The organism is Halolamina salina (assembly GCF_054653455.1).
On record NZ_BAAIGE010000002.1, the window covers coordinates 1,703,877 to 1,713,405 of the forward strand.

13 protein-coding genes are annotated in these 9,529 nt (G+C 67.8%); 2 read left to right on the plus strand and 11 right to left on the minus strand.

The annotated features are described in order from the left end of the window. Window positions 1–2: 2 nt before the first annotated feature. The 5 genes from ACYQZ5_RS09175 to ACYQZ5_RS09195 all read right to left on the minus strand — a co-directional run bounded on the left by ACYQZ5_RS09175 (window position 3) and on the right by ACYQZ5_RS09195 (window position 3,118). On the minus strand, window positions 3–803 hold the full coding sequence (locus ACYQZ5_RS09175) for a cytochrome b (RefSeq protein WP_379731170.1): 801 nt from the start codon (window positions 801–803) through the stop codon (window positions 3–5). Window positions 804–806: 3 nt separating this feature from the next. Next, entirely contained in the window at window positions 807–1,196 is a 390-nt protein-coding gene (locus tag ACYQZ5_RS09180) for a DUF7318 family protein (RefSeq protein WP_379731169.1), read from the minus strand. Beyond that, window positions 1,196–1,789 (minus strand): plastocyanin/azurin family copper-binding protein, encoded by a 594-nt coding sequence (locus ACYQZ5_RS09185; RefSeq protein ID WP_379731168.1) that lies wholly within the window; start codon window positions 1,787–1,789, stop codon window positions 1,196–1,198. Before ACYQZ5_RS09185 ends, ACYQZ5_RS09180 begins: the two co-directional genes overlap by 1 nt. A 96-nt stretch (window positions 1,790–1,885) precedes the next feature. Further along, complete coding sequence (locus ACYQZ5_RS09190; RefSeq protein WP_379731167.1) at window positions 1,886–2,674, minus strand: DUF7319 domain-containing protein; 789 nt, start codon at window positions 2,672–2,674, stop codon at window positions 1,886–1,888. Between the two features lie 135 nt (window positions 2,675–2,809). Continuing rightward, a complete protein-coding gene (locus tag ACYQZ5_RS09195; protein ID WP_379731166.1) occupies window positions 2,810–3,118 on the minus strand; it encodes a hypothetical protein in 309 nt (102 codons plus the stop codon). A gap of 253 nt (window positions 3,119–3,371) precedes the next feature. Here ACYQZ5_RS09195 and ACYQZ5_RS09200 point away from each other — a divergent pair, with 253 nt between their 5' ends. Beyond that, window positions 3,372–3,851 (plus strand): DUF7321 family protein, encoded by a 480-nt coding sequence (locus tag ACYQZ5_RS09200; protein WP_379731165.1) that lies wholly within the window; start codon window positions 3,372–3,374, stop codon window positions 3,849–3,851. A gap of 26 nt (window positions 3,852–3,877) precedes the next feature. On the opposite strand, the gene nth is transcribed toward ACYQZ5_RS09200, so the two are convergent. Then, window positions 3,878–4,561 carry an endonuclease III gene (gene nth / locus ACYQZ5_RS09205; RefSeq protein WP_379731164.1) on the minus strand — a complete coding sequence of 228 codons (684 nt, stop codon included), beginning with the start codon at window positions 4,559–4,561 and terminating at the stop codon, window positions 3,878–3,880. A gap of 75 nt (window positions 4,562–4,636) precedes the next feature. Next, complete coding sequence (locus ACYQZ5_RS09210; protein ID WP_379731163.1) at window positions 4,637–5,236, minus strand: DUF420 domain-containing protein; 600 nt, start codon at window positions 5,234–5,236, stop codon at window positions 4,637–4,639. Between the two features lie 81 nt (window positions 5,237–5,317). On the opposite strand from ACYQZ5_RS09210, the gene ACYQZ5_RS09215 reads away from it, so the two are divergent. After that, a complete protein-coding gene (locus ACYQZ5_RS09215) occupies window positions 5,318–5,725 on the plus strand; it encodes an HIT family protein (protein ID WP_379731162.1) in 408 nt (135 codons plus the stop codon). Window positions 5,726–6,150: 425 nt separating this feature from the next. Here ACYQZ5_RS09215 and ACYQZ5_RS09220 read toward each other — a convergent pair whose 3' ends face one another. From ACYQZ5_RS09220 to ACYQZ5_RS09235, 4 genes are all read right to left on the minus strand, one after another. Next, the gene (locus ACYQZ5_RS09220) at window positions 6,151–7,197 is read right to left on the minus strand and encodes an NAD(P)-dependent glycerol-1-phosphate dehydrogenase (protein ID WP_379732571.1); all 1,047 of its coding nucleotides are present in this window, start codon (window positions 7,195–7,197) and stop codon (window positions 6,151–6,153) included. 52 nt (window positions 7,198–7,249) lie between these two features. Continuing rightward, entirely contained in the window at window positions 7,250–7,906 is a 657-nt protein-coding gene (locus tag ACYQZ5_RS09225; protein ID WP_459846609.1) for a LysE family translocator, read from the minus strand. A 111-nt stretch (window positions 7,907–8,017) separates the two neighbouring features. Then, window positions 8,018–8,791, minus strand: a complete 774-nt coding sequence (locus tag ACYQZ5_RS09230) for a TMEM165/GDT1 family protein (protein WP_459845933.1) — start codon at window positions 8,789–8,791, stop codon at window positions 8,018–8,020. Window positions 8,792–8,793: 2 nt separating this feature from the next. Then, window positions 8,794–9,468: a metal-dependent transcriptional regulator gene (locus ACYQZ5_RS09235; protein ID WP_379732399.1), complete on the minus strand. Its 675-nt coding sequence runs from the start codon at window positions 9,466–9,468 to the stop codon at window positions 8,794–8,796. Between the last annotated feature and the right edge of the window lie 61 nt (window positions 9,469–9,529).

Genomic DNA, 9,529 nt, shown 5'->3' on the forward strand with positions numbered 1-9,529 from the left:
TGTTAGTGGGGTTCCGCGATGCCCTGCATCCAGACGATGCCGATGTGGATCGCGATCAGCGAGGTGACCACGAACGGCAGCAGGAACACGTGGATGATGTACATCCGCTGCAGCGTCGGTGCGCCGAGCGAGAAGCCGCCGAACACCAGCTGGGCGACCCACTCGCCGATGATCGGGATCGACAGCGCCATCTCGACGCCGATCTGTCCCGCCCAGTAGGCGAGCTGGTCCCACGGCAGCAGGTAGCCCGTGTAGCCGAAGCCCATCGTGAGGCTGATCAGGACGATCCCGAGCAGCCAGTTCAGCTCGCGGGGCTCCTTGTACGCGCCGGTGAAGTAGACGCGGAGCATGTGCAGGAACACCGCCGCGGTCATCACCTGCGCCGACCAGCGGTGGATCGAGCGCAGCATGAAGCCGAACTGGAGGTCCTGCATGATCATCGCGATCTGGGAGTAGGCGACGGTCCCGGTCGCGGCTTCGGCCGCCGAGGGGGTGTAGTAGAACCCCAGTAGCGCGCCCGAAAGCGCCGCGACGACGTACGCGAGCGTCGAGAACGATCCCAGCGCGTACAGCGGGTACCAGTACCAGAACTTGTTGTCGAGGTTGTACTGCTCGGTGTGGCTCTTGGGCATCTGGAGGTTGACGCGGTAGTACATCGTCTCCAGAATTTCCAGGTAGTCGACGATGCGGAACCGCTTGTCGAGCCAGATGAGGGTGAACAGGTACCCTTTCTCGATGGGGGAGAGCTGCTTCTCCTCCATCCAGCCGAGGTGGTCGTGTTCGTCTTTCTCTTTGAGGCTCATTGGTTATCGTTTGTAGTACGGGTAGACGGCGCGCTTGATCTGGTCCCAGACGCCGGCACCCTCGAGCTGTTGGCCGTCGGCCTGATCGCCGCGGATGTAGAGGTCCTCCCACTTCCGGCGGCGCTTCTTGACGACCATCACGTCCGGGAGGAACTCCTTGCGGTAGATCGCGAGGATGAACGCGAGGTCGATGAACACGATGGCGAGCAGGCCGCCGAGGAACATGTTCCCGTCGGCGGTCAGCCCCCAACCGGAGACCAGCCCCCAGGTGAACATGAACACGAAGACGATCTCCAGCAGCGTCAGCAGCACGATCGCGATCGCCGCGGCCGTGCTCTCACGCGCCGGCTCGTAGCGGTGGATGTCGCCGTAGGTGGATCCGGACGTGGACATCACTCACCACCCCCGGTGTTGCCGGTGTTGGGCGACTCGCCGTACTTGAGCACGTAGAACGTGAACACGAGGCTGACGAACATCATCAGGATGGTCGCCGCGCCCACCCAGTGGGGGTGGATCGGGGCGCCGATCTCGTGGAGCTCGCGTTCACCGCCGCCTCCGGACTGGAGCTCCTCGACGACCTCGATGGTGCCGACCATCCCCGCACTCTCGTGGGGCGTACAGACGTACTCGTAGGTGCCCGTCGTGGTGAACGTGTGGGAGTACTCGTGGCCCGCGTCGAACGTGACGCCCTGTTCGCCTTCACCCTCCCAGTTGGCGCCCTCGGGCTGGCTCTGTGGAACCACGTTGTGCATGTTGCTGTCCCAGACGAAGTTCACTGTCGTGCCCGTCGCGATCGTGAGCTCGGCCGGTTCGAACACGAGGCTCCCGCCGGGGCCGACGGTCACCGTCTCCGTCGGTCCCCCGCCCCCGCCGCCCTCGGTGCCGGTGGTCGTGCCGGTCTCCTCCTGTCCGGCCGCGACCCCCGAGCCGAGGGCGACGGCTCCGCCGGAGCCGCCGGTCGCTCGGAGAAAATCCCGCCTCTTCATACGGCCAAAACGTGGGACGGCCAGCGCTTAAAGCCTCCGTTTCACACCACCCTCGACGCCGCCGACGGCGGTACGACGCGCCTGCGGACGGCCGGCTCAGTCGCCGCCGTCCTCGTCGGGGTCGTCGCTCAACTGCGGGACGAACTCCGGCCGCTCGCCCGCCTCGTCGACGGCGCGGAGCCGATCGCGGTACTCGGCGGCACGGAACCGGTCCGAGAGCCGCGCGTTCGCGACGACGGTGAACAGGAACACGCCGACCAGGACGAACAGGACGCCGACGGCCGGACCGATCACGCCCCCCTGTGGCACGTCGGGCTGGAGGTCGAACAGCAGCGAGCCGACGACCAGCCCGAACCCGGCGATGATCTGGGCGGCGGCGATCAGTTGGAGCATCGTGTTGCCGAGCTCGCCCGACCCGGACTCCACGTCGTCGGGGTCGGGGAGGCTCGGGTCCGCCGGCGGCGACGGCACCTCGTACTCCCCCATCGAGCACAGCGCGACCGTCGGCTCCACGTCCCGGAGCACCGTCCCCTCGCCCTCGACGCTCCCGTCGGGGTTGACGATCGCGTACCCCTCGTCGGAGTAGGCGAGCAGCCGATCGCCCTCGGGGCTGGGGTGGCGTTCGAGCCGTGCGAACACCTCGCGGGTCGCGATCCGGTTCTCCAGATCCTGCTCGACCCGGTCGATCAGCTCGGCGCCGGTGATCCACGTGTCGGGGTCGAACGCCGCCTCCCACTCCTCGCGATCCATCTCGGCCATGTCGGCGGGGCCGAAGTCGTCGAAGTCGTACTTCTGCTCGACTTTTTCACGCAGTGCCTCAAGGTCTTCAGACTCAGACCCGCTAGTGTCCTCTTGGGCGTGCGATTCGTCCGGAGGTTCGCTCATTGCCTCGGAGTTTGTGGGGGAGATTCCTTAGCGTGTTGGTTCCGCAACTCGCGGCCACAGAATCCGATAAAGGAAACGAACATCGTAGACCCAAGATATTCGAGTACCGGAGCTAGCTACCTCCCGTCAACACAACTAATACTCCTCGCTGGACCAAAAACTCCCGTCTGTTAACTTTCTCGTGGGGTCTTCGTCCACCTCGTCAGTGTATTCACAGTTGCGGCAATGTTTCCCTCGGAGATACTTGTTCCCCATCAAGCTACCCTTGTGGTAAGTGTAGTGTGCTAATTTATACTCGCCACACCTCGGGCATTCGTCGAGAGGGCTATATCGATACCAATTCAAAACGGACTTCCCCTTCCACTGACCCCACTGAACCGTAGAATCTCCCTCGTCCTTGCGTTCCTTCTCTTCGATCGCTTCGAGAAAATCCTCTTCTTTCATCTTATCACAGTTGGCTCTCCCAGTTGCTACTTATAGTTTCGTTGCGGTTCCACCCACCGGCGATCAGAATCGAAGAGTCGGTTAGTCAGCTTCGTACAAACAGTTTGTGAGCGGTCGGAAAGACCATATTTTGTAGATTACTTGGAGTCGACTCGGCGTCCGCAGTCCCGTGCTCGAAGGGGTCGACTGGAGTCGGTGGTCTGGTACGCCGGAGTCGCTCCTTTTAGGCGGGCGCGCCGCGAACATCGACGGGATGGTCTCCGAGTCGACCGCGGCGACGCTCGCCGCGCTGTCGGTCACGATCAGCCTCCCCTTCTTCCTCTACGGGGCGTGGTACGCGATCGAGACGGAGGTGATGACGTGGGAGCGACTGCTCCACCACCTGAAGTTCGTGGTCACGGGGCTGGTGCTGACGACGGCGCCGATGCTGCTGTGGATGATCCCGCGACTGCCCGGCCAGTTCGGCGGGCTGGCGGCGATACACGCCTTCTTCGGCCTGCAGGCGTACGCGCTGCTCGTGCTCGCGCTCACCGGAATCGTCCGGATCTTCCAAGCTAAGCGGCAGGCGGACCTCTACCGTAACCCCGACCCCGACGCCGACATCGGCGAACTCCACGAGAACATGGGCGCGTGGCGCCGACGGCTCCGGATCGGCGTGTTCGGCTACCTGATCCTCTGGATACTCGCGTACCTGGTCGGGATCGCGCGGTTCCTGATGGACTACGTGTTCTGAATCGGGGTTCCGACGATCGCCGGAGTCTACCACGCCTCGCCGCTGGCGAGGTCGACCTCGCTGTCACCCTTCGCGGAGGGGCAGATATCCGCCAGCACGCATTCCCCGCAGTCGGGGTTGCGGGCGGTGCAGACGGCGCGCCCGTGGTCGATCAGCAGGTGGGTGAACTGCTGCCAGTGCTCCTCGGGCACCACGTCCAGCAGGTCGTCCTCGATGGCCTCGGGGCGTTCCTCCTCGGTCAGCCCGAGCCGGCGGCTGATCCGCTGGACGTGCGTGTCGACGACGATCCCCTCGACCACGTCGTGGGCGTGCTGGAGCACGACGTTCGCGGTCTTGCGGCCGACGCCGGAGAGCTCGGTGAGTTCGTCCATCGTGTCCGGCACTTCGCCGTCGTGTTCCGCGACGAGCGTCTCGCCGATACTCTTGAGGTAGCCCGCCTTGCTGTTGTGGAACGTGATCCCGTAGATGTCGTCGGCCAGTTCCTCCTCGTCGGCCGCGGCGAAATCCTCGGCGGACTCGTACTTCTCGAACAGGTCCGCAGTCACCTCGTTGACGCGCTCGTCGGTACACTGCGCGGAGAGCACGACCGCGATCAGGAGTTCGAGTCGCGTGTCGAAGTTCAGCGAGATCGTTGAGTCGGGGTACTCGGCTTCGAGGCGGTCGATCACTTCGGCCGCCTGTTCGCGGCGTGGTTCGAGTGGCTCGCCCATACCCGCCGTTCCGTTCCCCCGGGGTTGAACGGTTCGGTCGCGGCCGCGACGGCCGCGGGCACACGTCGCCCGCGCCTACATCCCGGTGCCGGCGGTGAACTCGTAGCTGTACACCCAGTTGAGGAGCACGTACGTCAGCACGCCCATCGACAACGAGAGGATCCACGAGCCGGCGGCGAGGCGGCCCACCCGCTTGTGGGGCGTCTCCTCGCGAAGTTCCCGCGGCGAGTGGGTGAGGCCGAGCACCAGCGCATACAGCACGACCGGCACCGCAACCACCGAGAGGACGATGTGGATCGCGAGCATCAGTAGGTAGGCGTAGTACACCGGATCGGGCGCGCCCACGATCTCCTTCGTCCCGCCGCCGCCGATCTTCCAGAGGTAGAGCACGAGGAACACCATGATGAGTCCGAACGCACTCCCCATCGCTTTCCGGTGTTTCTCGACGTTCCCCTCGCGGATCCACTTCCAGCCGAGGGCGAGCAGCACCGTCGCGGTGGTGTTGATCGCCGCGATCGCGTGGGAGAACAGGTTCACTTGCGCGTTCGTCAGGTCGGGGTAGATCGGGAGCGCCCCGGCGAACGTCCCCATCACCAGCCCGTAGCCGAGCACCGAGAGCAGCGCGACCGTCGCCCGCGGGCGATCGCGGGCGCGCGATCGGAGGGTTTCCAGCATGGCCGGAGGGTGGGTCCGGAGCGACAAGGTGGTTCGGGTTCCGGCCGAGACGTTTTGCCGCCGGCGGCTGAACCGGTCGGCATGGCCGACTGCGAGTTCTGCGCCATCGCCGCCGGGGAGCGTGACGCCTACGTCGTTCACGACGACGAACACACCCTCGCGATCCTCGACGAGATGCCAACCCGGCGGGGCCACACGCTCGTCCTGCCGAAAGCCCACCGCGAGGAGCTACTGGGGGCGGACGAGACGGGGAAGGAGGTGTTCAAGACCGTCGACGCCGTCGCCGAGGCGCTCCGGCGGGTGCTCGACCCCGACGGGTTCAGCGTATTCTACACCTCCGGTCCGCTGGTCGGATCGGTCCGACACGCGCACGTCCACGTCGTGCCGCGCGCGGCGGACGACGACGTCTCGCTCGCGCTCGATCGGACGGAGTTGGATCACGACGCGGCCGCCGACCTCGCGGCGCGGATCCGCGACGCTGAGCACTGACAGCGGTCGCGGGTACGGATCGTCGGGTCGATGTGCCGGGATTTATGTCCGATGGCGCGGAACGGGCAGGTACGGGTGATGGCGACGCACCCGTCCTCGGTCGGACGGGCCGACTCCCGCCGCGACGGGGTGGCCCCCACGGCGCGGCGGACTTGGCGCGCCACCGGCCTCTCCGACCACTCTCGTCGCGCGACCCAGGACAGGTCGCGCGGCGTTCCTTCGTCCCCGGGCGCTCGCTCCCCGGCCGGGGACGTTCTCAGTTCCCCGAGCGACGGCTCACTGGGTCGATAATCACGGCGTCGAGTTCCGTGGCTGCGGCACGGAGGCCGCAGCAGGTCACACGCCGAAGAAGGTCCGACACAGCCACGGCATCGAGCTCCGTGGCCGCGAGCCGAAGCTCGCGGCAGGTCACGCGCCGTGGCTGGTTAGATAACCCCGGTCGTCTCCGCCACTTCCCGCGCCGCCTTCTCGGTGATCCCGTCGCCCAGCACCGTGTAGCGGTCGCGGATCTCGTGGGCGGTCGTGAGCGCCTCCAGCAGTTCGTCGTCGCTCAGCCCCAGATCGGCGGCGGTCGTCGGCGCGTCGAGGCTCTCCAGCGCCGCGCGGATGTCCTGCCACAGCCCGTCGGGACCGTCGTGGAGGTACGCCGTCATGATCGAGCCGACGCCGACCTGGTGGCCGTGGAGTGCCCGTCCCGGCGCGATCCGGTCGAGCTGGTGGGAGAACAGGTGCTCCGCGCCCGAGGCGGGCCGGGAGGAGCCCGCGATCGACATCGCCACGCCCGAGGAGACCAGCGCCTTCACCACGATCCACGCCGACTCCTCCAGCCCCGGCCGGATCAGGTCGGCGTTGTCGACCAGCATCTCCGCGGTCATCCGGGCGAGCGCGCCGCCGTACTCCGAGTACTCCACGCCCTTGAGCCGCCGGGCGAGCTGCCAGTCCGCGACCGCGGTGTAGTTCGAGATGATGTCCGCACAGCCGGCGGTCGTGAGCTCCCACGGCGCGTCGGCGATCACGTCGGTGTCGGCGACGACTGCCAGCGGCGGCTCGGCGGCGACGGAGTGGCGCGTGTCGCCTTCCGGGATCGACCCGCGACCGGAGACGATGCCGTCGTGGCTCGCAGCCGTGGGGACGGAGACGAACCCCACGTCGAGCTCGTCGCTGGCCATCTTCGCGGTGTCGATCGGTTTGCCGCCGCCGAGGCCGACGAGGTAGCCGGCGTCGACCTCGCGGGCGGCGTCGATCACGTTCTGGACCTGCTCGAACCCCGCCTCGGCGACGATCACCGTCTCCGCGCCGGAGAGCTGCTCGCGGACGCGGTCGCCGACGATCTGGTTCGGCGAGGGGCTGGTGACGATCAGCGGCGTCCCGGAGAGGTAGAGCTCCCCGACTGCGTCGCCGAGGTCGTCGAGGGCCCCGTGGCCGACGACGACGTTCCGGGGGAGCCGGATCCACGTCGATTTGTCGAACATGCTCCGGTGGTCGGGTGCGGCGGTGAAAAACGGTTCGTCAGTCGACGCCCGCTCAGGCCAGCGTACGCCACGCCTCGAACAGGAAGCTGACGCCGAAGCCGGCGAGCACGAGCGCGCTGACGGCCGCGACCGCGGGCGCGAACGAGTCGACCCGGCGGCCGGCCTGTACCAGCGCCGCCGGGAAACTGACCAGCCAGAGCGCGACGCCACCGAACAGGCCGACGATCAGCGCCGGGCTACCCGTCTCGACGACGAACAGGCCCGTGAGCGCCTCGCCGACGTAGGGGAGCACCGCCAGCACGTCGAGCGTCCCGGGGTCGAGCAGCCCGACGCCGGCGGTCAGCCAGAACAGGATCTGGTAGGGGTTCGTGAGCGCGAGCACGAACGCGCGGCGGAACCCCGTCGATTCGTCGTCGGCGAGCGGCGGCTCGGTCGATCCGTTCCCGCTGCGTTCGGTCGCTCCGCCGACTGACGAGGGCGCGAACGACTCCCGGACCCCCGACGCGGCGCCGTAGGCGAAGTAACACATCAGTAGCCCGCCGACGCCGAACATGACACCCTGTGCGGTCGGGTACTGCTGGACGACGCCGACGACGCCGCCGAGCGCGAGCAGGAAGAACACGAAGTCCGCCAGCCCCGCGCCGAGCCCGGCTTTCGCGCCCGCGGTCCAGCCGCGGAGCACGCTCTCCTCGGCGATCACGGCGTTCATCGGCCCCGGCGGCGCCGCGAGCGCGAGCCCGAACGCGGCGCCGGCGACGAGCGACGGGACGAGGTCGAACACGACGGGACGAAGGGCCGAAAATGCGAAAAGTCGCCCGATTCAGCGTCGGCGGAGCACGCCGACGACCGCGGCCACGGCCAGCGCCGCGATCGCCGCGTACAGCAGGACCGTCGGCGCGCCGAGCACGACGGCGCCGAACGCGAGGAACACGACGGCGGCGCCGGCCTCGATGTACGCGGTCGGCAGCACCGCCTCGGCTTTCCCGCCGATCACCGCGTCGACGCCGGTCCGGAGCGCGAGCGCGCCGACGACGCCGACGAACACCGAGACGGGCGCGTCGGGGAACGTCGCCGCGAGGTTGATCGTCAGTAGCTGGGTCTTGTCGCCGAACTCCGCGAACAGCACGAACAGGAAGCCCGTCAGCAGGCCGCCGTAGCTCCCGACGCGGACGAGCAGCGCGTCCGGGACCAGCCGGCCCGAGAGGCCAACGTCCAGCCCCGTTCCGGACGTGATCGAACGCGAGCGGTCACCGTCGCGCAGGCCCCTCACCGCCGATCGGCCGGTCCAGACGCCGAAGACGACGAACAGCCCGCCGGTGATCAGGGTGACGACGCTCGCGGGCAGCACCGAGACGACGTACTGGCCGAACGCGACCTCCAGCGCCGACCAGAGCGAGAACGCGCCCATGGCGCCGACGAACACCGCCTTGGCGTCGTACCGCGTCGCCAGTGTGATCACCACCAGTTGCCCCTTATCGCCGAACGTCGCGAGCAGGTTCGCGAGGAACGCGGCCGCCAGCGGGCCGTGGCCGGCGTACCGGGCGACGACGCCGTCCAGTCCCGACTGCAGCGGGAGGGCGATCGCGCCGGACATGCTCAGGCGACCTCGCCCACGACGGCCCGCACGCGGATGGCGTCGGCGACCTCCTGCGGGAGGCTCTGTTCGGTGTTGTCGTCGATACGGACCGTCACCATTCCGAACGGCGCCACGTCGACGATCTCGACCTCGGTCCCGGGCGTGAGACCCGCCTCGGCGAGGTAGTCGAGCTCCTCGCGGTTGCGGTGGGGAACTCGGGAGACGGCGACGCGGTCGCCCTCCTCGAAGCTGGTGAGGCGCTCGCCGGCGTCCTCGTCGACGGGGTCGAGCGTCTCCGTCGGGATCGGGTCGCCGTGGGGGTCGACCGCCGGATCGTCCAGCGCCTCGGCCATCCGGCGTTCGAGGTCCTCGCTGATGTGGTGTTCGAGCGTGTCGGCCTCGTCGTGGACCTCCGACCAGTCGAAGTCGAGGTGTTCGGCGAGGTACGCTTCGAGCAGGCGGTGGTGGCGGATCACCTCGAGCGCGACCGTCCGCCCCTCGTCGGTGAGTTCGACGCCGCTGTACTTCTCGCGGTCGATCAGCCCGCGGTCGGCCAGCTTCTCCATCATGCTGGTCACCGTCGGCGGGGTCTTGTCGAGGTACTCCGCGACCGCGGAGGTGGAGACGGGCGCGCCCTCCTCGCGCTGGATGACGTAGATGGCTTTCAAGTAGTCCTCCATCGCGTCGCTCAGCATGTCGAACGATATGTTTCGACGTGGCAAAAGATCCCCGGTGGCGGCGACTGGGGGACCGAGA

Bases quoted from the DNA above. Each gene is read 5' to 3' on its own strand.
- nth (WP_379731164.1), bottom strand. From the start codon at position 4,561: ATGGGCGAGCCACTCGAACCACGCCGCGAACAGGCGGCCGAAGTGATC.
- ACYQZ5_RS09225 (WP_459846609.1), bottom strand. From the start codon at position 7,906: ATGAACGCCGTGATCGCCGAGGAGAGCGTGCTCCGCGGCTGGACCGCG.
- ACYQZ5_RS09230 (WP_459845933.1), bottom strand. From the start codon at position 8,791: ATGTCCGGCGCGATCGCCCTCCCGCTGCAGTCGGGACTGGACGGCGTC.
- ACYQZ5_RS09210 (WP_379731163.1), bottom strand. From the start codon at position 5,236: ATGCTGGAAACCCTCCGATCGCGCGCCCGCGATCGCCCGCGGGCGACG.
- ACYQZ5_RS09185 (WP_379731168.1), bottom strand. From the start codon at position 1,789: ATGAAGAGGCGGGATTTTCTCCGAGCGACCGGCGGCTCCGGCGGAGCC.
- ACYQZ5_RS09220 (WP_379732571.1), bottom strand. From the start codon at position 7,197: ATGTTCGACAAATCGACGTGGATCCGGCTCCCCCGGAACGTCGTCGTC.
- ACYQZ5_RS09190 (WP_379731167.1), bottom strand. From the start codon at position 2,674: ATGAGCGAACCTCCGGACGAATCGCACGCCCAAGAGGACACTAGCGGG.
- ACYQZ5_RS09195 (WP_379731166.1), bottom strand. From the start codon at position 3,118: ATGAAAGAAGAGGATTTTCTCGAAGCGATCGAAGAGAAGGAACGCAAG.
- ACYQZ5_RS09235 (WP_379732399.1), bottom strand. From the start codon at position 9,468: ATGCTGAGCGACGCGATGGAGGACTACTTGAAAGCCATCTACGTCATC.
- ACYQZ5_RS09200 (WP_379731165.1), top strand. From the start codon at position 3,372: ATGGTCTCCGAGTCGACCGCGGCGACGCTCGCCGCGCTGTCGGTCACG.
- ACYQZ5_RS09180 (WP_379731169.1), bottom strand. From the start codon at position 1,196: ATGTCCACGTCCGGATCCACCTACGGCGACATCCACCGCTACGAGCCG.
- ACYQZ5_RS09175 (WP_379731170.1), bottom strand. From the start codon at position 803: ATGAGCCTCAAAGAGAAAGACGAACACGACCACCTCGGCTGGATGGAG.
- ACYQZ5_RS09215 (WP_379731162.1), top strand. From the start codon at position 5,318: ATGGCCGACTGCGAGTTCTGCGCCATCGCCGCCGGGGAGCGTGACGCC.